At 69.6% G+C, this 20,119-nt stretch carries 23 protein-coding genes and 2 pseudogenes; 19 read left to right on the top strand and 6 right to left on the bottom strand.

Annotated features, from left to right (window positions below):
- Positions 1-393: 393 nt before the first annotated feature.
- From AB8735_RS35565 to AB8735_RS35505, 13 genes are all read left to right on the top strand, one after another.
- Complete coding sequence (locus tag AB8735_RS35565) at positions 394-1,434, top strand: hypothetical protein (RefSeq protein WP_372411991.1); 1,041 nt, start codon at positions 394-396, stop codon at positions 1,432-1,434.
- Positions 1,435-1,702: 268 nt separating this feature from the next.
- On the top strand, positions 1,703-1,963 hold the full coding sequence (locus tag AB8735_RS35560; RefSeq protein WP_372411990.1) for a hypothetical protein: 261 nt from the start codon (positions 1,703-1,705) through the stop codon (positions 1,961-1,963).
- Between the two features lie 329 nt (positions 1,964-2,292).
- On the top strand, positions 2,293-3,387 hold the full coding sequence (locus tag AB8735_RS35555; protein WP_372411989.1) for a hypothetical protein: 1,095 nt from the start codon (positions 2,293-2,295) through the stop codon (positions 3,385-3,387).
- Positions 3,388-3,667: 280 nt separating this feature from the next.
- Positions 3,668-3,853 (top strand): hypothetical protein, encoded by a 186-nt coding sequence (locus AB8735_RS35550; protein WP_372411988.1) that lies wholly within the window; start codon positions 3,668-3,670, stop codon positions 3,851-3,853.
- An 85-nt stretch (positions 3,854-3,938) separates the two neighbouring features.
- Positions 3,939-4,262, top strand: a complete 324-nt coding sequence (locus AB8735_RS35545) for a hypothetical protein (RefSeq protein ID WP_372411987.1) — start codon at positions 3,939-3,941, stop codon at positions 4,260-4,262.
- Between the two features lie 82 nt (positions 4,263-4,344).
- The gene (locus AB8735_RS35540; protein WP_372411986.1) at positions 4,345-4,560 is read left to right on the top strand and encodes a hypothetical protein; all 216 of its coding nucleotides are present in this window, start codon (positions 4,345-4,347) and stop codon (positions 4,558-4,560) included.
- Positions 4,561-4,635: 75 nt separating this feature from the next.
- Positions 4,636-4,863, top strand: coding sequence for a hypothetical protein (locus AB8735_RS35535; protein ID WP_372411985.1), 228 nt, complete (start codon positions 4,636-4,638; stop codon positions 4,861-4,863).
- Complete coding sequence (locus tag AB8735_RS35530) at positions 4,860-5,582, top strand: MucR family transcriptional regulator (protein WP_372411984.1); 723 nt, start codon at positions 4,860-4,862, stop codon at positions 5,580-5,582. The genes AB8735_RS35535 and AB8735_RS35530 overlap by 4 nt, the downstream gene beginning before the upstream one ends.
- 69 nt (positions 5,583-5,651) lie before the next feature.
- The gene (locus AB8735_RS35525; RefSeq protein ID WP_372411983.1) at positions 5,652-5,984 is read left to right on the top strand and encodes a hypothetical protein; all 333 of its coding nucleotides are present in this window, start codon (positions 5,652-5,654) and stop codon (positions 5,982-5,984) included.
- Positions 5,981-6,349, top strand: coding sequence for a DUF6354 family protein (locus tag AB8735_RS35520; protein WP_372411982.1), 369 nt, complete (start codon positions 5,981-5,983; stop codon positions 6,347-6,349). The genes AB8735_RS35525 and AB8735_RS35520 overlap by 4 nt, the downstream gene beginning before the upstream one ends.
- Before the next feature lie 248 nt (positions 6,350-6,597).
- Positions 6,598-7,029 carry a hypothetical protein gene (locus AB8735_RS35515; protein WP_372411981.1) on the top strand — a complete coding sequence of 144 codons (432 nt, stop codon included), beginning with the start codon at positions 6,598-6,600 and terminating at the stop codon, positions 7,027-7,029.
- A 217-nt stretch (positions 7,030-7,246) separates the two neighbouring features.
- Positions 7,247-8,944: a hypothetical protein gene (locus tag AB8735_RS35510; RefSeq protein WP_372411980.1), complete on the top strand. Its 1,698-nt coding sequence runs from the start codon at positions 7,247-7,249 to the stop codon at positions 8,942-8,944.
- Positions 8,945-9,109: 165 nt separating this feature from the next.
- Positions 9,110-9,685 carry a GNAT family N-acetyltransferase gene (locus AB8735_RS35505; protein ID WP_372411979.1) on the top strand — a complete coding sequence of 192 codons (576 nt, stop codon included), beginning with the start codon at positions 9,110-9,112 and terminating at the stop codon, positions 9,683-9,685.
- Between the two features lie 302 nt (positions 9,686-9,987).
- On the opposite strand, the gene AB8735_RS35500 is transcribed toward AB8735_RS35505, so the two are convergent.
- Positions 9,988-10,221, bottom strand: coding sequence for a hypothetical protein (locus tag AB8735_RS35500; protein ID WP_372411977.1), 234 nt, complete (start codon positions 10,219-10,221; stop codon positions 9,988-9,990).
- 620 nt (positions 10,222-10,841) lie between these two features.
- Here AB8735_RS35500 and AB8735_RS35495 point away from each other — a divergent pair.
- The 3 genes and pseudogenes from AB8735_RS35495 to AB8735_RS35485 all read left to right on the top strand — a co-directional run.
- A pseudogene (locus AB8735_RS35495) lies at positions 10,842-11,438 on the top strand (reverse transcriptase domain-containing protein); the annotation flags it as partial.
- A 133-nt stretch (positions 11,439-11,571) separates the two neighbouring features.
- Positions 11,572-12,831, top strand: a complete 1,260-nt coding sequence (locus AB8735_RS35490; protein WP_372405003.1) for an IS4 family transposase — start codon at positions 11,572-11,574, stop codon at positions 12,829-12,831.
- Positions 12,832-13,009: 178 nt separating this feature from the next.
- On the top strand, positions 13,010-13,693 hold the full coding sequence (locus AB8735_RS35485) for a reverse transcriptase domain-containing protein (protein ID WP_372412444.1): 684 nt from the start codon (positions 13,010-13,012) through the stop codon (positions 13,691-13,693).
- 77 nt (positions 13,694-13,770) lie between these two features.
- On the opposite strand, the gene AB8735_RS35480 is transcribed toward AB8735_RS35485, so the two are convergent.
- From AB8735_RS35480 to AB8735_RS35470, 3 genes are all read right to left on the bottom strand, one after another.
- Complete coding sequence (locus tag AB8735_RS35480; RefSeq protein WP_372411976.1) at positions 13,771-14,658, bottom strand: hypothetical protein; 888 nt, start codon at positions 14,656-14,658, stop codon at positions 13,771-13,773.
- Positions 14,659-14,818: 160 nt separating this feature from the next.
- Complete coding sequence (locus tag AB8735_RS35475; RefSeq protein WP_372404936.1) at positions 14,819-15,739, bottom strand: IS3 family transposase; 921 nt, start codon at positions 15,737-15,739, stop codon at positions 14,819-14,821.
- Positions 15,736-16,044: a transposase gene (locus AB8735_RS35470; protein WP_372404934.1), complete on the bottom strand. Its 309-nt coding sequence runs from the start codon at positions 16,042-16,044 to the stop codon at positions 15,736-15,738. Before AB8735_RS35470 ends, AB8735_RS35475 begins: the two co-directional genes overlap by 4 nt.
- A 69-nt stretch (positions 16,045-16,113) precedes the next feature.
- Here AB8735_RS35470 and AB8735_RS35465 point away from each other — a divergent pair.
- The 3 genes and pseudogenes from AB8735_RS35465 to AB8735_RS35455 all read left to right on the top strand — a co-directional run.
- A pseudogene (locus AB8735_RS35465) lies at positions 16,114-16,380 on the top strand (IS110 family transposase); the annotation flags it as partial.
- A 48-nt stretch (positions 16,381-16,428) separates the two neighbouring features.
- Positions 16,429-17,238: an ExeA family protein gene (locus AB8735_RS35460; RefSeq protein WP_372411975.1), complete on the top strand. Its 810-nt coding sequence runs from the start codon at positions 16,429-16,431 to the stop codon at positions 17,236-17,238.
- A 673-nt stretch (positions 17,239-17,911) separates the two neighbouring features.
- A complete protein-coding gene (locus AB8735_RS35455) occupies positions 17,912-18,874 on the top strand; it encodes a hypothetical protein (RefSeq protein WP_372411974.1) in 963 nt (320 codons plus the stop codon).
- Between the two features lie 11 nt (positions 18,875-18,885).
- Here the strand turns inward: AB8735_RS35455 and AB8735_RS35450 are convergent, their stop codons facing one another.
- Both AB8735_RS35450 and AB8735_RS35445 read right to left on the bottom strand, forming a co-directional pair.
- A complete protein-coding gene (locus tag AB8735_RS35450) occupies positions 18,886-19,314 on the bottom strand; it encodes a hypothetical protein (RefSeq protein WP_372411972.1) in 429 nt (142 codons plus the stop codon).
- A 217-nt stretch (positions 19,315-19,531) separates the two neighbouring features.
- Positions 19,532-20,119 (bottom strand): hypothetical protein (locus AB8735_RS35445; protein WP_372411971.1); only part of this gene is annotated, 588 nt, incomplete at its 5' end.

Here is a 20,119-nt window from a genome sequence, read left to right as displayed (position 1 = left end):
GTCGGGGTACTCACCGCGCAAGTCGAGCGTTATCTAGTGCTGTTGCCTATCTACGCAGGTAGAAGGCATGCATGCTCGGGAGACACGTGAGTTACGTGCTTGCCAGTTGCCGTAGGTGCAGGCGACGCCCTGGCCGGCGGTACAGCAGGCCTCGGTCTGGGGCGACTCGCGCCAGCAAGATGCGGAGTCGCCTGCGAGACCGGGTGAGTGTCACAGCCCTGTCGAGCGATGGGCGGGTGAGTTCCTGTACAGGTGTTGCCGTTTCCTGACTGGCATGGGTGATCTTCGGGGCTTTCCGTGCCGCATCGGGGTGATTACCGGTTGAGTGCACTGTGTGACCAACGGTGGTGACCCTCGGTGAGGGAGGAACGGCTGATGAGGCGAACACGGTGGTTGGCAGGCTGGGTGGCGGCGTTGGCGGGGACGGGGTTGTTGTCCGCGTCCTTGACGGTGCCGGCGGATGCGGCGCCTGCCCGGTATCAAGTGTTCACCGGCGCTGGCGGGCAGAAGACGTGGACAGCCCCGCAGGGAGTGAAGAAGGTCCACGTCTACGTCTGGGGAGCCGGTGGTGGCGGCGGTGGCGGCGGCGGTGGCGGCGGTGAGGGCACCGGGTCAGCCGGGTTCGGCAGCTGGACGGGCGGTGGCGGCTCTGGCGGCGGTGGAGGAGCCGGTGGGGGCGGCGGTTCCACCGGTGCGTTCAAGCACTGCGTCTTCGACATCGCCAGATGGAAAGGAGCGCGGACTCTCCGGCTGGACCCGGGCAAGGGCGGATCCGGCGGAAGTCGCGGTTCGGGAGGTGCGGGCGGTGCGCGCGGCCTCAACAAGGTCGGTAAGGACGGCAAGATGGGCAAGAACGGCACGTCGGGCAGCAAGGGGTCGGATGGCGGTATCAGTCATGTGGAGTACTACTCCACCTCCCGCCAGGGCTTCTTCGGGTTCACCACCGTCTTCGCGGGCTACGGCGGAGGCGGAGGACACGGTGGTCATGGGGGTAACGGGGGCACGGAAAACGGGGCGGCGGCCGGACGGGGCTCGCGCAACCCGGGAGCAGGGGGCGAAGGCACGTGGTCCGGTCGATGCTGGGATGATGTGAAGGTCCTGCCCGTCAAGGCTGGGTCGAAGGGGGGTCTCGGCATCAGCAGTGGCCGTGTGGTGAAGGACGACGACGACCCGACCGGGGGCGGCGCTCCGGGCTCCGGGGGCGCAGGAGCGCCCGCCTACGCCAAGGCAGTCAAGCTGCCCAGCGGCTCCACCTACACCCCGCCCGCCGGGGCCGGTCGTGGCGGGAAGGGCGGCAGCGGCAACATGACAGTCGGATGTGGCCGTGGCGGTCGGGGTGGCAACACCGAGACCTCTCCGCAGGCCGGCCAGCGCGGCTGCGACGGAGCGGCGGGCTCCAAAGGCGGGGACGCGGTGATTGTTGTCGCCTGGTGACCTTCCCGCCCCACGCATGTGTGGGGTGTTCCTGCCCGGTCACGGGACGGAACACCCCACACTGCTGTTCCCGCCCGGGCACTGCCCGCCCGGCCAGGCTGCCCGCCACGCCCGCAACGGGGGTGAAGCTCTGGTCAGCGAATATCCGATGATCCGTCGTTCGGGTTGTCGGGCGCACCCTGGTTCCGGAATGCGGCGTTCACAAGGTGCCGCGTGCCCGCCGGGCACGGGCGGTCCACAGCCCGCAGGAAAAAGGGGAGTTACCACGATGGTCAAGTTCAAGAAGGCCGCGGCCGTCGCCGCGTGCGTCGCCGTGCTGGGCACCGGCGCCGGATTCCTCTCCGCCGGTACAGCCGCCGCCGACACCATCAGCTGCTCCGACACGCTGCCGGCGCACACGAACGGGAATGCGGCCAACGACGTCCCCCAGCAGGCCAACGCCACTGGAGGCTCGCTGTTCGACCTGGCCAAGTGCACCGTGAACCAGGGCAACAAGGGCCTCAACGGCGCCGACAACGACGAGGGCTGACCGGCGCGGCCGGCCACCGGCTTCCGGTCTTCCTCCCCCAGCCGCCGGCGGCCGCGGCCGGCTCCCTGTGTCCCGCGGCCGGGCTGCGGGACACAGGGATTTTCCGCTCCGGGAGCACGAGGTCCACGCGTGCCGTGCGGGGGGGCTGTGTGTAGTCGATCCTCCTCCTTGTGGACGTCGGCCCCGGGGCCGGGAGTTCCTGCAAGCCTCCGTCGGCACGTCCGGTACCGGCGCCCTGAGTCAGGTGCTCGCGGGCCTTCGGGATGGTCCTCGCAGCTGTTCATCACGGTGCCGCAGCAGGCACCGCGACACCGAAAGGCAGGAAAACCATGAGTCGTGAACGGGCTCGCGCCTTCCGCTCGGCCTCACCGTCCACCCCGGCCCTGCGGACCGCGATGGGGGTGCTGTCCCTGTTGGGGGGCGTCCTGACGCCGTTGACGCTGGCTACTCCGGCATCCGCCGCCACCTGCGCCACCAGCTACACCAAGCCGGGCATCTACCTGTGCTCGCCGCCCTCCGGCACGAAGAAGATCACCATCACGGTGAAGGGGGCAGGCGGCGGAGGCGGCGGCGGGGAGGATTCGTCCGGCGCCGGCGGCGGGGGCGGCAGCCAGGTGCAGTGCACCGTCTCGGGCCGCAGCGTCGGCTTGCCGCTCAGGATCACTGTGGGCGAGGGCGGCGGAGGCGGACGGGGACCTGAGGGTGGGTCCGGGGGAAGCGGCTACGGTCGAGGCGGCAAGGGCGGCGACGCCCGTAAGACGACCGTCTCCGAGTCCAAGAAGAACGGGGTCGTGCCCGCCGCGGGGGGCGGCGGAGGTGGCGGCGGGACCAGCAACGTCCGATGGCAGAAGTACGACCTCAAGTTCAACGCCATGGCTCAAGGAGGTGGTGGTGGAGGCGGCGGCGGCAGCATGCTCGACAGGAACTACCTTGCTAAGTACCCGGGGGGCGGCGGGGGCGGGGGCGGCGGTGAATATCGGCACCCGGGGAAGGACGGCCAGGGTATCCGCAAGTTTGACGTCTACCACAACCATGGCGGTAAGCCCGGAAACCGCGGTGGAAGGGGCGGTAACGCCGCTTGGTACGACGGCTATCACGAGAAGGGCGGTGACGCCACGGGCGGACGGGGCGCCGAGAGCGGCAGCTGCGTCGTCAAGAAGTCCGGGGTCTACTCGAAGAACGAACCTGACGCCCGGGTCGACTCCGTCTCCTCTTCCGACGGACCCAACGGCGGAGCCGGCCAGCATCCCAACGGGGCCCGGGGAGGCAACGGCGGAGGAAACGGTGGCGGCGGCGCTGGCCGCAAGGGCAGCAGCGGCGGGAACCGGGGAGGCACCAGCACGGGCGGCGGCGCCAACGGCCAGGCCAACGGCGGCTCCGGAGGCAAGGGCGGCGACGGCAGCGTCACCCTCCGCTTCTCCTGATCTGTCCGGGTACCGGGACGACACCACCGTCGTACTGCGGGCAGGAACGCGGGCAACGTCTATGCAGGCCCGGTCTACGCCGCTGCGAAACCAGGCGGCCGACTGCGCCGTGGCGCATCGCGAGCAGGAGTGCCGCCTACTTCCATGGCCCGCCAGGCCCCCGCCCCGTCCGGGCGGGGGCCTGGCGATGTAAACGCGGAAGTGTCAACTCCCCTTCCTTCTCACAGTCGTTCGCGTTGCCGCCCGAGAGGCGCTGGCCATCATGGGTATCGGTAGGCGGGTGACCACACACCTTCGCTGGCGCCGCGCCGCCGCGGCCGCCGCCCTGTGCCTGTCCGCCCTCCTCGCCACCGCCGCCCCGGTCTCGGGCTCCGCACCCGTCTCCGCCCCCGTGGCCTTGCGGGACTTGCCCGAGCCGCCGGAGACCGACACCGGCCGGCTCGATGATGCTCCTTCTGTCCGGTGAGCCAGGTCCGGTGGGGTCGAGGTGCGGCCCGGGCTGTTCTTCGGCAGTCTGGGATCACGTGGACTGATCGCGAAGGGACCAAGCCATGGAGATCATGGATCAGTTGCAGGACAAGGCTGGCGAGCTCGAAGAACAAGCCTGGAGGGCCATGGGTGCGACCAGAGACGAAGCATCCGAGCATGCCCAGCAGGACCCGGAGCAGGACGAGGACGAGCAAGAGGACGAGGAGGACGACGAGGACGAGGAATACTCCAGCCCCGGCAGCCCCGGGGGGCCACCTGGGCGGCCGGACTTTCCCGACTGGAGGGCGGTGAAGTCGGCGTGGGCCTGCTCGACGGCTTCTCCCGCTATCTATGGCTCAAGGAACTTTGCGCAGGTCAGATGGCTGATGGGGTGTGAGGGACGTTAGGTACATGGCTGGACACCTTGAACTATGAAGCGCAATGCTTCATAGTTGATGTCGTCAGAGATGCTCGTACAAGGGAGTCAAGATGATCACCACGCGCGACCTGGCCGCAGAACTTGGCGTTCCTGCCGACGACATCGACGTACTCGCGGGCCAACTCGTCGATCTCGACGGTGAAGATGCAGTCGTCGCTGACAGCCGCGCCGTCGTCAATGCTTCCGGGCGCCAGGTGGGCGTCGAGACCACGCTCACCGATGAGGCGGCGCAGGCCGTTCGGGAGCAGATCACCGCCCAGGACTGAGCACCGTCACCGGCCACAACGCCTCCGCCGCCATATGCGCGGGGGCGTCTCCGGCGTGCAGAGGGAGATTCCACTATGACCGGCACGGACTCTGTGCTCTGGACGCTTGACGAGGTGCGCAACTACCTCGGGCTCGCCACCCCCAACGGGGCGCGAACCGCCCTGTCGCGCTGGGGTGTGCGTCCCGTCGCGCGCCAGCCCGGCCGCAGCGGCCAGAACCTCTACAGCCCCGAGGAGGTTCGCAAAGCCCACGCCACACGTCCTGGGCGTGGAGCCCGCACCGATCTGAAGAGGAGTGAATGACGCAGCAGGTCACGCGCCGGGAGGCCGAGGCCGAACTCGGCTACGCACCCGGGAGCCTCAAGACGCTGATGCAGCAGAGCCCAGGGCGCTGGCCGGCTCCCGTAGGGCGGCAGGATCACCACCCCCGGGCCTTGCTGTACGACCTGGAGGCCCTTCGGGCGGCCGTCGGCACCCGGACCGCGGATGTCCGGGGGAAGCGGCCCGACGGAGCGGACCCGGACGGTCTGGTGACGTGCCTGTCGTGCGGACGCAGGTTCCGGTCCCTTGGACCGCATCTCGGTCGGGTGCACGGCATGAGCGCGGCGGACTACCGGGCGGAGCACCGCCTGCCGGCGGCCAGTGCGTTGATGGCCAGAAGCACCCGGCAGGCCCTGTCCGCCGCGCGCACCGGGGCGATGGAACAAGACCCGGAGATCATCGCCCGGATGAGAGCCGCGGCTCTCCCCGCCGAGGAGCTGGCACGGCGCTCCGCCGAGGCCCGGGCCGGAACCGACAGCCTTCCCGCCGTTCGCGCGGCGCGTGCCCGAGGAGCGGCCCGCACCCTTCCCCTCGCGCAAGCAGCACGGCGGGAACAAATCGAGCAGACCGCGCGGGCGGCCGGCTATCCGTCGATGGCTGAAGCGGTGGAGGCGACGCGGCACCTCTCCGTGGGGGCTGCGGCAACTCGAATCGGTGTCGGGTCCTCAACGATCAAGCGTTGGAGGAAACGTGCTCAATGACCGTGTCCTGCCCCCGACCACGGCCGAACGCTGACCCCGGCCGGAGAACCAGCAGAATCGGAGGATCAGATGTCCACACAGCGTGATCACGAGCAGACCCCGGTAGACACGGGGTGGTACCCCGCCACGGTGCGCGTCGAGCACCTGCGGGCGCTGACCACCCTGTCCGAGCGCGCGGTCCTGGTCGCCGACCGCGCGGGCCGGCTCACCGTCGTCACCCCGGACGCCGCCGCCAGGGGATGCCTCGCGGGGGAGATGCGGATGCTCGCCACCCGCGAGGATCTCCTCGACGCCGGGCTGCGCGAATCCTGGAAGGCCGGTCGCCTGATCGGTCCGGTGGTCGAGGTGTGCACGACCGAGGCCGCCTCCATCAATGCCCGCGAACAGGCGGTGGCGGTGTGAGGAACGTCCAGGAGGGCCAGCTGTACCGCGACCTGGCACCGGACATGACGTGGCGGGACCGCCGGCTGCGAGTGACGGCGATCGAGGACGGCGGCCGCGCCGTCTGCGCCATCGAGCACGACGTGGGCGGCCCCACCTCCGGCGCCACCACGCGCATCCACGCCAAGAACCTGGCCAACCCCCGCAAGTTCGAACTCCTGGAAGAAGCCGCCGCACTCGCCACGGACCCGCGCTACGCGAAGTTGCTGGCCGCCTTGGCGGCGGTCGACCGTCCCGGCGCCACGCTGCAGGACTACGCCCGCGCCGCCTGGGACACCTTCGTCCCCGGCCCACGGGACGCCGTCACCGCGCCGGAGGTGCGCTGAGCGTCCGCCGTGCGGGGGACCGTCATGACGACGGGGTCCGTCCCGCACGGCCTCGCTGCGAAGGGCCGCGTTCGTGCTTCCGTCCCGGCCCGGTACAGCAGGACACGAGTTGCCCACGGACGCCTCCGACGTCGAAGTGCAGCCCTCCACCCCCGCTTCGTCATCGAATTCCGGAAAGGCCGCGCGGGCCGCTCGCCCCGGGCCATACCCTCGCGGTCATCGAATCGGTCAAACGGAGGGGAGCGCCGATGTCCGAGATCCGTGGTCCGGTGAAGGAGCTGGAGTTCTCCGACGATCTGCACACGGACGATGTCGAACCGTTGAAGGCGTTTCTCAGCGCCCGCCTCGGAGAACTCGTCCGTCAGCATCCCGAGGGAAGTGCTGAGCACTTCGCCGCGGTGAGGCTCAGCGAGGTCACCCGCGCCGACTGCATCTACCTGTCCGATATCGCCGGTATGTGGGGCGATTTCGTCGTCGCGGGCCGGGGCGGGGACCCCGGTCTGGTCCAGTGGCTGCGCCAGAACGTGGCGCAATGGTGGAACCGGTTGTGCGGCACCGCCTCCCGGTTCAGCGATCATGCCGACTACAACCCTCGCTGGCGGCGGCTGGAGAGCATGTGCGCCGAGCATGCCGCGATCGAGGAGGCGCTGGCCCTGGAACGCGCACGGCGGTCGAGCTGACACGGCTCACCTGCTGTTCGCCACGCGTCAGGTTTTGGCCACAGGGGGTACTCCTCGGTCGTTATGTCCGCCGTGGTGCCGCGCTCGGCGGCTGCGCTGGCACGATGACTTGCGTCAGGGGGTGGGGCGGCAGGCTGGGGGGCTTGTGCGGGATCGTCGGCGGATCCAGACCGCGGTGCTGGGCAGTGCGGACTCCGAAGAGCCTCTAGCCCTGCCCATGGAGGCGATCGAAGTCGACGCCTTCCGCCGCCGGCACGAGAGCGACACCTTCTGGTGCGGGTTGTTGCTCGGCGGCTGCGGTGGGCAGCTGACCACCAAGCTCTACACGGACCGGGTCTGCCACTTCGCTCATCACCCCGGTCCGGACGGGCAGCCGCACGTGTGCGGGCGCCGGGCCCGCGGGGTGGACAGTGCCGACCACCTGTACGTGAAATCGGCGGCCGCTGCCTGGCTCCGGGACCGGGACGGCCAGGCCGGTGCCGACCTCGCCCGGCCGGCCGGGGCGCCGATCGGCTCGGTGGTGGACGTCCGCTTCCGGCACAGAGGGCTGCGGGTGCACCTGGACCAGGCGGTGCCGCCGGTATGGGACCAGGAGGATGTGGAACCGGTGCTGGGGATGTCCGTGCCGGTGGACCAGGACACGGTGATCCGCCGCTGGTACGTGCACCGCATCCGCCTGGACAGCGAGGGAACGACCCGCCAGGTCCGGATCGGCACCGAGGCGTTCGCCCGGCCCACCGAATGGTTCCCCCTGGAAGCATGCGAGATCACCGACCGCGGACTGTCGACACCCGCCGTCGAACGGATCGTCCGCTCCCGCAGCACCCGGCCCACCACCGCACCCTGGTCGCGACAGCGCACCGGGAAAGGACCCGACCCGCAGGCACGGGCCCAGGCACTGCTGGCGAAGCTGGCCCACGCCCGCAAGGTGGACTCCGTCATCGTCGTGACCCGGCTGTGCGGCGACATCGCTTCGGTGACCGGCGTGGACCAGGACACACAGGCGCAGCTGACGGCCGCCGTCTCGGACGCCCAGCGCTGGCTGAAAGCCCAGGCCGACGTACGGCGGGAGCTGTTCTCCCGCCTGGAGGAGGCGATCGCCGCCCGGGAGATCCCCCTGGTCCGTGAGCTTCTGGCACGGGTCAACGCGACGGCAGACCACGACCGCACCGACGAGGAGGACACGGTCACCGCGGCGGCCGCCGAGCAACTCCGCGACGAGCGGCGGGCGCAGAACCAGGCAAGGGAGCAGGCGAACCGTGATCGACACGCGGCTGGAGCAGGGATCCGTGTGCGCAGCCTGCTCCGGTCTCTGCAGCGTCACGGCGCCGATCAGCGGCCGGCGTTGCTGCGCGAGATGGTGCGCGAGCTCCTCCTGGTGGCGGAGAAGGCTGGCAACCGGATCGACATGCACCAGCGGGAAGAGATCGACGCATGGGCGACCCGTGCCGGTCTGGGCGAGCCCCCTGCGCAAACGACCCCCTCGGTGCGACGGACCACCAGCTCCCTATCGCATGCGAGCAAAACAGAGCCGAGAGCGAAGCGGAAGCCGTCACTGTACGAGCAAGTCGAGCTCCGCTCCTGGTTCACGAAACCGTGCCCACGATGCGGCGCCCCTGAGGGCAAGAGCTGCTACAACGACGACCAGGTCGGCAACGGCCCCCGCCGGCAACTTCCTCACGACGAACGACTCCGGCTGATCACCGACGAAAAGAAGTCCCGCACAGGCCAGGGCAAGCAGCGCCCTCGGCCGCGTGCACGCCAGAACCCGTCGGCATCCGAGCCCTCGTGGCGAGTCATCGACGTCACCTGCCCTGTCTGCGACGCAACGCCCGGATCGCGCTGTGCGACACCAGGGCGACGTCCGCATGAAGCCCGTGTGACCCGGTTCCGGCTCCGGTTCGAGTCACGTTGAGCAGGCGCCGCCCATCTACCACCAGGCTTCCGACAGGCGCAGCCACCGCAATCCCTACGCGCCGCACGTATCCCCCTGGCTGGGAGGTGTGAGCCCCGCCGGAGGGGCTGTGGCCACCGCAACCGGACTGGTGGCTCGATCCAATGGGCCGGGACAATGGATCTCATGAACGCATTACCCACGCTGACTGCCACTGAGATCACCACAGATCGTCTCAGGCTGCGACAAGCGCACGACGCCGACATCGACGGCCTCATCGAGCTCCAGACCGACCCACAAGTCCGTGCCCACCTCGGCGGCCCGCGGCCCCGTAGTGTCGTCGAGCAGTACTTCAACGCGAACGGCATCAGCGCTATTGCAGGCAAACCCGGTACCTACGTCATTGCCGAAAAGGCAACCGACCGGCTCATCGGGACACTCGTACTCGACCGCCGCTCCGCCGACCTTCCCGGACACGTCACCGAGGAAGGCGGGGAACTGGAGCTGACCTACCTGCTCCGGCGTGGAAGTTGGGGTGCGGGGCTGGCCTTCGACGCCGCCAAGGCTGCGTTGCGGGCCGCCGCCGACGAGCTTCCCGACCAGCCGGTCCTGGTGGTGACCCAGACGGCCAACGAGCGTTCCCTCAAGCTCGCCACCCGTCTCGGCTTCCAGCGCATGGGCACCTTCGAGGCGCACGACGCGAAGCAAACCCTCGCTGTAGCCGATCTGCACTCGTTCAAAGCCCGGTCTCCTACCTCTTGACCCACGCACACCTGCGTACGACACGAAGCTGCGCTGGATCGGGAACAGTTGGTCGCAACGGAAGTCCGCAGCCTGCACGTCCTGCCACCCACGCCCCTATACCGCGGCGCCCGCTGCAACGGCGGCCGCCGGCCCAGTCCCGCAATCCGCGGCCGCGCCCACCGGGCCGGTCAAGACGCAGGAGACCGACTCGGACGGCTACCGCCGCGCGCTCGAAGTACAGCGCTAAACCGCGCCGCCGCGCCGGGTGGACCTGCCATCGCCCAGGCGGTGGAACAGCAGGACAGCATGACCCACCGGTGTCACAGCAGTCCTCCCAGCGGCAGGGCCCGCTCGGCGAGTTGTCCGCGCAGCCGTTCTCCGGAGGTGTCGGCTTCGGTGAGCCAGTCGGCGGCGAGGAGCAGTTCGGCGTGCTCGCCGATGTGGTCGGGTGGCAGGGTGAAGAACGCGGCAACCTGGTCCGGGGCGAGTCCGTCGTCCTCGGCGCTCCCGAGGCGGCCGTTGGGGCGGGTGTGGGCGGCGGTGTACAGGGCCAAGAGCCGGGTGGCGGCGGTGGCCTTCTTCTTGCGTTGTGTCCTGAATATGAAAGGGAGTTGGTTGTAGGTCAGCTTCTGGAAATAGTGCTGTGCGGGAGATGAAGGGTTTGTGGCCCTTCGGAGTCGCCCTGCGGGGGGAGACTTCAAACCGCCTCATGCTGCATTGGTTTGAAGACCGTTGTAGTGAGCGATGAGGAAAAGGCGTCGTTAGAGGCGTCAGGTGGGGTCCGGGAAGACGAACACAAGTGAATCGCTGCTGACGTGTCGAAAGGAAGTCAGACGACATCAAAACCGGGGTGTCGTAAGAATCCCGGGATAAGCCTGGCGGGTGCCCGTTTATTGGCCAGGCGGTGTCCGGCATGCAGGCGACGTGAGCCCGGACTGCGGCTTCCGCATGGAACAGGAGAAGGCGTGCTCCGATACGGTCCCGTCCTTGTGGCGGGCGAGAGGGAGCGCCCCAAGCGGCAGACACTGCGAGGGGCTGAGTACCGATGCGGTGCACGCTGGCGGACCGGCTCGCAGTAGTGACGAAGCCCCTGTAATGGGGGTGGAGCGAAGGGGTCGGGTCGTTCGTGACTGCGTTGATCACATCAACCGGACGGCAGTCCGGGAGGAGTGCGATGGGCCAGTTGAAGTCTCAGGTCAAGCCGTTTGATATCTCGAAGTGGGAAGTTAAGGAGGCGTGGGAGGAAGTCAGAGCGAATAGGGGTGCACCCGGTGTGGACGGGCAGAGTATCGACGACTTCGAGAAGGACCTGAAGAACAACCTCTATCGGGTCTGGAACCGTATGTCGTCGGGCTCCTACTTTCCGCCTCCGGTGCGCGCGGTTGAGATTCCCAAGCCACACGGAGGCGGCACGAGAATACTCGGCATTCCTGCTGTCGCCGATCGGGTGGCCCAGACCGTTGTGGCCCGGCACCTGATGCGAAGGGTGGATCCTGTTTTCCATCCGGACAGCTACGGATACCGGCCTGGACGGTCCGCCTTGGACGCGGTGGAAAGGTGCCGGGAGCGCTGCTGGAAACGGGACTGGGTGGTGGAGTTCGACATCGCCAAGTTCTTCGACAGTGTGCCCTGGGACCTGCTGGTCAAGGCGGTGGAAGCTCACACCGACGCCGTTTGGGTGAAGCTGTACGTGCGCCGGTGGCTCGCCGCCCCGCTCGTCATGCCCGACGGCTCCCTGCTGGAGCGGGAACGCGGAACCCCGCAAGGCAATGCCGCGTAGTTAAGAAACTCGGCGTTCCGTGTCCACATTTTCACAGCGACACGCCGGGGATGGTTGTGGACAGTCAACCTGGGGCGGTTCTGCTCTTTCGCTGTGGCCACGAATCTGGTTATGTTTCTCGTTCATGGGTGGGATTCGAGATGAAGGGGCCATCTCCGGCGAGCGTTTGACTGACCGGGTGGGTATCGGGGTTCTGACGCGTCTGGTGCACCGTGACCTGGTCGATGAGGTTCTCGCGGAGACGGGGCGGACGGAGAAGAGATCTCGTCTGCTGCCTGCACGTGTCGTTGTGTATTACGTGATGGCCATGTGCCTGTTCTTCGGCGAGTCGTATGAGGAAGTGACCCGTCTGCTCGTCAACGGCCTGCGGTTCCTGGGGACATGGCGGAAGGAATGGACGGTTCCCACGTCCAGCGCGGTCTCCCAGGCGCGCCGGCGTCTGGGGCCTGAGCCGCTGAAAGCGCTGTTCGAGCGGGTGGCGCTGCCGTGTGCCCAGCGCGGTACGCAAGGGGCATGGCTGGGGAATTTTCGGCTGATGGCTATTGACGGTTTCGTACTGGACCTCCCCGACACGCCCGCGAATGACGCGGAGTTCGGGCGTTCCGGCGGGGAGAAGAATCCTGCCCCGTTTCCACAGGTGAAGATTGTCGGGCTGGGAGAATGCGGCACGCATGCCGTTGTGGCTGCACGGCTGGGGCCCTGGCGTACGGATGAAGGGACACTGGCCCGGGATCTCGTGGCGGATTTCGAGCCGGGCATGCTCATCACTGCTGACCGGGGATTTTACGCCTACCGGCTGTGGGAAGCTGCTGCGGCCGCGGGGGCGGATCTTCTGTGGCGGATGCCCGACGGACCTCATCTGCCGGTGGTCCGACCGCTCAAGGACGGCTCGTACGAGTCATTTCTGCTGGACCCGAAAGTACGCCGCCGGCGTGCCGTCCAGCGTCACCGAGGGGCAGCACACATCGAAGAGCCGTCCGGCATCCCGGTCCGGGTCGTCGAGTACGAGGTGACCAACCGTGAAGGCAAAGGAGAAATCTTCTGCCTGATCACCACCATCATGGACCCGGACGACGCCAGTGCTGCCGAGCTCGCGGCGGCGTACGCGGAACGCTGGGAATTCGAGTCCGGCCTCGACGAGATCAAAACCCATCAACGCGGCCGCGGCGCCGTACTGCGTTCAAAATCCCCGGACATGATCGAGCAGGAGATCTGGGCGCTCCTGCTCACCCACTATGCGGTCCGGCACCTGATGTGCGAAGCCGCCGACCAAGCCGATATCGACCCCGACCGGCTATCTTTCATCCGCTCACTGCGCATCATCCGCCGTCAGATCACTGACCAGGCGGGCTTTTCCCCCTCACCGTCTCGCGAAAGCTCTTGAATCAGCTTTCACAGAAATTCTGGAGAGGCCCAACCCCAGCCGGCGCCACCGCACCAGCCCACGAGCCGTCAAACGCATCCACGTCCACGCCTACAGGAAAAAGAAGCGCACCGAAACCACAGTCCACCACCCAGACCCACCGGACATCAAAATCCTCGCCGTTTCTTAACTACGCGGCATTGCCCCGCAAGGGGCTCCGGTGTCTCCCGTCCTGGCGAACCTGTTCCTGCACTACGCGTTCGACACCTGGATGACGCGGGAGTTCCCGACCATCTGGTTCGAACGCTACGCGGACGACGCGGTGCTGCACTGCGTCACCGAGCGCCAGGCCCGCCAGGTGCTGGCCGCACTCAGGGACAGGCTGGTCGAAGTCGGGCTGCAGCTGCACCCGGACAAGACCCGGATCGTCTATTGCAAGGACACGAACCGCCGCGGCTCCTACGAGCACACGGCGTTCACGTTCCTCGGGTACACGTTCCGCCCCAGGCGAGGCCGGAACCGGCACGGCAAGCAGTATGTGTCGTTCACACCGGCTGTCAGCAAGGACGCTCTGAAGAAGATCAGCCGCGAGGTGCGGTCATGGCAACTCCACCGGCGCACTGACCTGTCCTTCCAGGAGCTCGCCCGCCGGATCAACCCGGTTGTGGCGGGATGGGTCAACTACTACGGGCGGTTCCGGCCCTGGGAGTTGCACCCCCTCCTCATGCGCATCAACGCCTACCTGGTGCGCTGGATCCGCCAGAAGTACAAACGGCTCGCGGCGAAGCGGAAGGCCATCGCGAAGATGCGGGAGATCGCCCTGCGACACCCCCACATGTTCGCGCACTGGCGGCATGCCACCGCCCCCGCCTCGGCCTGGTGATCAGGACGACAAGAGCCGTATGACGAGAGATCGTCACGTACGGATCTGTGAGGGCCGAGGGGTGAAACTCCCCTCGGCTACTCGGCGATCTTCCGGTCGCCCACCACCTTCTGGGCCCAGCCGGAGATCCTCGCTCGGGTGGTCTTGCCGAAGGCGAACGGGAGGGGCTGGCCGGGCAGCAGCGTGGGGACGGTGACCGGGGTGGGGTCTTCGGAACGGGAGGCCATCAGCTCGGCGACGGTGCCGGGGAGACGCAGCCAGTCGGCCGCGACCAACTGCTCAACCACGTGCTCGGCGTCGTCTTGGAGCCAGCCGGTGAGGTCCTGGCCCGTAACGTTCCCGGTGCCGGCCCGGGCGGCCCGCAGGGTGAGCATGAGGACCGCCAGGCGCGCCTCGGCCTCCGGGTGCGGGGCGTGGGCGGCGACGTAGTCCAGCACAGCACGGGCGTGCACGGCCTGGGTTCGGGTCATCAGCCGTTCCACCACCGGCCCTACCGGCCCTTCGTCCGCCATGTCGCCGATGGGCTGGCCGGTGCGGTTGGCGTGCATCTCGCGGGTGGTCTGCGCGGCTTTCTCGGCGCGAGCGGCCTCGTGGCGCAGGGAGCCGTCGCCGCTCACGTCGGCCCACAGGCGGAAGGCGCGGGCCTTGCGCTCGTGGAGGGTGGCGAGGAGGGCGAGGTCGGGTTCGGTGCGCTGCTGGTAAGTGCGGAACGCGTCCCCGAGTTCGATGAGCTCCAGGCGCAGGACGTCGGGCTCGAGGTCGTGCGGGACGATCCGCTGGGCGATCTTCCCCCGCGGCTTCGCCCGCCGGGAGGCTCCGCCCGGTGCGGCGGCGCGGGCGCGAGGGACCGATGCCGGTGTGGCGGCCGCGGACGACGCGGCACCGGCCGCGGGGGAGGGGGCGTGGTCGGAGAAGACCGCTGCCACACCGTCCCCCAGCGTGCCGCCTGCCCTCTCCTGCTCCATATCCGGCCCTTCCGCCGCCTGGTCCGCCCCGGTCGGGGCGGTGCGGGCCGGGGGCGGGGCAGTGTCCAAGACGCGGCAGTCGGGAGTGGCGGCCGCGCACCGCGCGCACATCTCCGCGATGCGCCACAGTGAGGTTCCCCCGCTGCGTGAGAGTTGCTGATCAGCAGGTCGGGACGGGTTGATGGGTGTTCAGGTTCGCTGGTTCGGCCGTCGCCTGGTCGGTGTAGTGCTTCTCCTCGAACTCGATCGGGCTGAGGTAGCCGAGCCGTTCTTGGATGCGGCGGGGGTTATAGAAACCGTCGATGTACTCGAAGAGCGCGAGGTTCGCCTCGGCACGTGTGGCGAAGGTGCGGCCGCGCAGGCCCTCGGTCTTGATCAGCATCCACAGATTTTCCGCGAGGGCGTTATCGTACGAGTCCCCCACGGACCCCATGGACGCCTCAATTCCCGCCCGCACCAACCGGGTCGTGAGCTTGATGGACGTGTATTGACAGCCGTGATCGGCGTGGTGAATGAGCTTGCCCGGCTCGACCTCGCGGGACGAGAGGGCGTACTCGAGGGTGGTCAGCACCAGGTCCGCATCGGCGCGGGCGGAGGTCTCCCAGGCGACCACCCGGCGGGAGAACGCGTCGCGGATCGCCGAGAGCCACAGCGGCCCCTCGCCGGTCGGAACCATTGTGAGGTCGGTGACCCACAGCCGGTTCGGCGCGGGTGCGGTGAAGTCCCGGTTGACCAGGTCCGGGGCCAAGGTGGCCTTCGGGTCCCGGCGCGTGAAGCCGCTCTTGCGGCGTGGGCTCACGCCCGCAAGACCGTCCTCGCGCATCAGCCGTTCGACCCGCTTGCGGCCCACGCGGACGCCCTCCCGTTTGAGGACGGCGTGCACCCGCGGCGAGCCGTAGATCCCGCCGGAGTCGGCGTGGATCGTGCGGATCTGCTCGGTCAGCTCGACGTCCCGGCGGCGCCGTTCGCACGGCTCCTTCTCCGCGCGGCGCCAGCGGTAGTAAGTGGCGGAAGGGATGTGGAGCTCCCGGAGTACGCACTCGACCCCCAGGCGGGGATGCTCGTCAACGAGCGCCGTCACCTGGGCCGGGTCGGGTCGAGTTGCGCCGCGAAAAACGCCGAGGCCGTCCGCAGCACGTCGTTGGCCCGCTTGAGCTGGGCGTTCTCCTTGCGCAGGGCCGTGAGCTCGGCCCGCTCGTCGGTGGTGAGCCGGTCGTCGCGCTCGCCGGCATCGGCCTCGGCCTGGCGGATCCAGCCGCGCAGGGCCTCCGGATGCACGCCGAGGTCGACGGCCAGTTTCTTGATCTGCGGCCTCGGGTCGGAGGTGCGGTACATCCGCACCGCACGCTCACGCAACTCCAGCGGATATCTTCTCGGGGCAGCCATGGTCGAAGGTCCTCTCATGAGTCCCATCTGACCCTCTGTCAACTGACTCCGCATCTCGGGGGAAGCTCAAGGTGCTCCGGGAAGACCAGTGGGAACCTTCGCAGACCACAGAGGTATCACCGGCGCCTGCAGCGCGTCTTCTACACCTCCGCGCTCTTCAGCATCCGAAGCGACCCCAACTCCCGGCAGTTCTACGACCGGAAGAAGGCCGAAGGGAAGCGGCACATCCAGGCCGTGCTCGCCCTGGCACGCCGACGCGTCAATGTCATCTGGGCCCTGGTCCGTGATGGACGGTGCTACCAAGTCACACCTCCCACGACAGCAGCCGCGGCTTGACATCAAGCATTGGGAAGCCTCCACCAGCGAACTCCCCGGAGCCACCACGTGATCGAGAAACTGCAAGCCCACTACGGGTTCGAGCGGATGCCGTTCGGCCGGAACCTCTCGCCGGGCATGCTCCACCGGCACCAGGCCCACAACGAGGCCGTCGCCCGGATCTCCTGGTGCATCTCCGAACGCTCGATCGGGGTGGTCACCGGCGAGGTCGGCGCCGGCAAGACCGTCTCCGTCCGCACCTGCCTCGACGCCCTCGACCCGTCGAAATACACCGTCATCTACCTGCCCAACCCGATGATCGGCGTCCGCGGCATCTACGAGGAGATCGTCAACGCCTTCGGGCAGACGCCCTCCCACCTGGGCTCCCGCCTGGCCGTCCAGACCAGCAAGGCCCTGATGAGCGAACGCGAGGAACGCGGACGCACCCCCGTCCTCGTCCTGGACGAGGCCCACCTGCTGACCTACGAACAGCTCGAAGCCGTCCGGATGATGACCAACCAGGGCATGGACCAGGACTCCCCGCTGTCCTGCCTGCTGGTCGGACAGCCCACCCTGCGGCGCACGATGAAGCTCGCCGTCCTGGCCGCCCTCGAACAGCGGACCGCCCTTCGTTACACCATGCCGGGCATGGCCTCCGCCGAGACCACCAGCTACATCGCCCACCACCTCAAGCTCGTCGGCCGACCCGACCAGCTGTTCACCGAGGACGCCCTCTCGCTGATCCACACGACCTCGCGCGGCTATCCGAGGGCGGTCAACAACCTCGCCCTCCAGTCCCTCGTCGCCGCCTTCGCCACCGGCAAGAACCTCGTCGACGACGCCTCCGCCCGCGCGGCCGTCAGCGAGGTGGTCGACTGACCAACCGGCACCTCGCCGACGAAAGCGACACCTTGCCGATGAACGCCCCGCTTGGCACCCCGCCAGCGGGGCGTCGTCGTCACCAAACATCGGCACCGTGAATGCCCGACTCATCGGCATTTTGAGCGCCGGGCAACAGATACCTGTCGCTGTCATCCCCACACCGCCACAAGACCACCACGCACCCGGCCGGCACCCGTGCCGGCCGGCACGGGGCACCGAACCTCCCAAGGCCCGGAAGACAACCTCCCCACGCGTCCCGCCCGAAGGGAAAACCGCCCCCGAGCACGCCCGCGCGTCAAAAGTGCCAGAGGTGTACCACCGACCACCCGCCACCGGACGACGACCACCCGCACCCCCGCCGCACCCACACCACACCACCGACCCGCCACCTGTGTGACAGACACACCCCCGGGCCCGGCACCAGAACCCCTCCCGTCCACCAGGAGCCCGCCTCCCCTCCCTCCCCCCCCCCAGGACTCCCCCACTCCCCCGCTCCCCCGCCCGCCCGGTCCGAAGTGCCGTCCCGTGAGCAGGACCGGGCCCGGCGACCGGCGTGCTACCGCCCGGGACACAGGCGGCTCGCGCCCGGTGACGCGCGCGCCGGGCGGCGCAGACTTGCGCGGCGTGGCCTGCGACGGGCGGGCCCTCGACAGCCGGAAGGGCGGCTGCGGTGGCGACCAAGGGCAAGGGGAAGACCGGCGAGATGCTGGCGCGGCGGCGGGCGGCGCTGGAGCGTGCCGCGCTGCGGATGGCCGAGGAGCGGCGGGCGGCGGAGGAGGCGGAGGCCGAGCGGCGGCGCCGGGAGGCGGAGTTCGACCAGCTGGTGGCCGACTTCGAGCTGGCGGTCGAGGACGCGGCGGTGGTGGCCGCGGAGGTGCGGCAGGTGCGCGAGCGCGGTCAGGCGCGGGTTGACGAGGCGCAGTTGGCGGTGGCACGGGTGGTGCTGGCGATGGGCCAGGCGGGAGAGACGGTGGCCGGGTGCGGGCGGCGGCTGGGCGTGGGGGTGGAGCGGGTCAAGGAGCTGCGGCGGCTGGGCCGTGGGGCGGCCGGGCAGGAGCCGACTCCGGCGCCGGGGAAGAGGGAGGGGGGCGTCCCGGGACGGCCGGAAGGGGCGCAGGAGGGGGCGGCCGGGGGCGGGGAGCGGCAGGCCAGGGAGCAGCGGGAGAGGGAGCAGCGGGAGAGGGAGCAGGACGGGGAGCAGCGGGACGGGGCGCGCGCGGCGGGGCCGACGAGTACCGGGCCGAGGGACAGGGACAGGGGCGGGGGGGCGGGGGCGGGGCCGGTGGCCGCGCCCCCGGTGGCTGGTCCGGCTGTTCCTGTGCCTGGGGGCGCGCGGGTTGTTCCTCTCCCGCCCGTTCCCCCCGGGGCGTTGCCGGGTGGGCGTCCCGGGGCGCCGGGGGGTCGTGGGGAGCGGGCGGGGTGGGCTCCGCCGCCGCGGGGAGGGGCGGGGCGGGCGCGCGCCGGTGGGTGCGTGTACCGGCGGCCCGGGGCGGGTGCCGGGGTGCTGTTCGGCCCGGGGCCGGCCGGGGGGGGCCGGGGGGGCCATGGGGCGCCCCCGGGTACCGGGGGGGGGTGCCCGGGGCCGGAGCCGGGGCCGGGGGGGGGGCCGGGGCGGGGGGGTGGGGAGGAATGAGGGGGTGGGGTTCAGTGCGGTGGGTTGGCCCAGGGGGCGGGGGGCCGTTGGGGCGCGGCCGACTGTGGGGCGGGGGCCTGCTGCGGCTGCTGGGCAGGGTAAGCGGGGTGCTGTTGCCAGGCCGCGGGGGCGGGCTGCTGCGGGGCGGCGGGCGGTTGTTGTGGGGTGTGGCCGGTGGGGTGGGTGGGGGTGGCGGCTTGGAGGGAGCCGGTGGCGGGGGCCCGGTCGGGGCCGAAGATGCGCTCGTGGACGCCGGGCGGGGTGAGGATCCACACGATGGTGTCGTCACGGCGCTGGGAGCGGCGGATCAGCGGCGGGGGGAGGGTGACCTCTTCGGTGATGCCGGTGTTGGGGTCGGTCTCGAGGACCGTGATGTGGTCGACGGTACTGAAGAGGCCCGTGTACTGGGCGAGTTCGTTGATGGTGGTCTCCTGCTTCACGGCGCTCCCCCCCCTTCCTGTGGTGGTGGCCTGGCCCCCTGGGTGGGTTCGTCGGGACAGTAGGCGGCCCGGGGGGCGTGCGGGGGCGGGGGTGGTGTGCGGGTGCCGGGGGGCGGAATGTGGGTGGGGGTGGCGGATGCTCCTGGCGGGAAACACGGCGAGGCCCCGCGCCGGGACGGGGATGTCCGGACGCGGGGCCTGCGGGGTGCGGGGTGGGCTAGTTGGTGGTCATGGTGAGCTGTATTCCCTCCTGGTTGTGGGTGATGTGGAGGAGGAGGCGGGTGGCGCCGTCGGCGGCGGCGGTGCGCAGCAGGTCGATCAGGGACTGACTGTCGCTGTCGGTGTCGGGGGCGCTGCCGGTGTCGCTGTCGGGGGCGGGGTCGGGGGCGGGGTCGGGGGCGGGGTGGGTGAGGTCGAGGGTGGTGTGGAGGTCGTTCCGGCCGAGGAGGGGGGAAGGGTCGGTGCCCGGTCCCCAGGTGTCGGCGTAGGCGATGTGGTGCCAGCGGCCGTTGGCGTCACGGGTGTTGGGGGTGTGGTGGTGGATGCCGTTGCTCATGAGGAAGGTGCCGTCGCCCTTGATCCACCACAGGCGGGGCGCGGTTTCGGTGTCACCGGGGCCGAGAGCGTGCTCGGGGGCGGTGACGGCGTGTTCGGCGGCGGCCAGGACCTGGTCGAGGGGGAACGCGAGGGTGCAGTCCTGTCCGGCGGCGGCGGCCTTGGCCCGGTGGGCGTTGCCGAGGACGTCGCGGAGCAGGGTGTCGACGTAGTGGGCGCCGGGCTGCGGGGCGGTTCCAGTGATGGGAGT

The sequence above is a fragment of the Streptomyces luteireticuli genome (assembly GCF_041519305.1).
GTDB classification, from domain to species: Bacteria; Actinomycetota; Actinomycetes; order Streptomycetales; family Streptomycetaceae; genus Streptomyces; species Streptomyces luteireticuli.
The sequence above is the reverse complement of the archived record's forward strand: the minus strand, read 5'-3'. Positions and strand labels throughout refer to the sequence as shown.

Excerpts from the sequence above, each read along its gene's own strand:
- AB8735_RS35510 (WP_372411980.1), top strand. The coding sequence starts at position 7,247 with ATGGAGGCGATCGAAGTCGACGCCTTCCGCCGCCGGCACGAGAGCGAC.
- AB8735_RS35545 (WP_372411987.1), top strand. The coding sequence starts at position 3,939 with ATGGAGATCATGGATCAGTTGCAGGACAAGGCTGGCGAGCTCGAAGAA.
- AB8735_RS35535 (WP_372411985.1), top strand. The coding sequence starts at position 4,636 with ATGACCGGCACGGACTCTGTGCTCTGGACGCTTGACGAGGTGCGCAAC.
- AB8735_RS35470 (WP_372404934.1), bottom strand. The coding sequence starts at position 16,044 with ATGGCTGCCCCGAGAAGATATCCGCTGGAGTTGCGTGAGCGTGCGGTG.
- AB8735_RS35530 (WP_372411984.1), top strand. The coding sequence starts at position 4,860 with ATGACGCAGCAGGTCACGCGCCGGGAGGCCGAGGCCGAACTCGGCTAC.
- AB8735_RS35560 (WP_372411990.1), top strand. The coding sequence starts at position 1,703 with ATGGTCAAGTTCAAGAAGGCCGCGGCCGTCGCCGCGTGCGTCGCCGTG.
- AB8735_RS35540 (WP_372411986.1), top strand. The coding sequence starts at position 4,345 with ATGATCACCACGCGCGACCTGGCCGCAGAACTTGGCGTTCCTGCCGAC.
- AB8735_RS35480 (WP_372411976.1), bottom strand. The coding sequence starts at position 14,658 with ATGGAGCAGGAGAGGGCAGGCGGCACGCTGGGGGACGGTGTGGCAGCG.
- AB8735_RS35555 (WP_372411989.1), top strand. The coding sequence starts at position 2,293 with ATGAGTCGTGAACGGGCTCGCGCCTTCCGCTCGGCCTCACCGTCCACC.
- AB8735_RS35490 (WP_372405003.1), top strand. The coding sequence starts at position 11,572 with ATGGGTGGGATTCGAGATGAAGGGGCCATCTCCGGCGAGCGTTTGACT.
- AB8735_RS35505 (WP_372411979.1), top strand. The coding sequence starts at position 9,110 with ATGAACGCATTACCCACGCTGACTGCCACTGAGATCACCACAGATCGT.
- AB8735_RS35515 (WP_372411981.1), top strand. The coding sequence starts at position 6,598 with ATGTCCGAGATCCGTGGTCCGGTGAAGGAGCTGGAGTTCTCCGACGAT.
- AB8735_RS35525 (WP_372411983.1), top strand. The coding sequence starts at position 5,652 with ATGTCCACACAGCGTGATCACGAGCAGACCCCGGTAGACACGGGGTGG.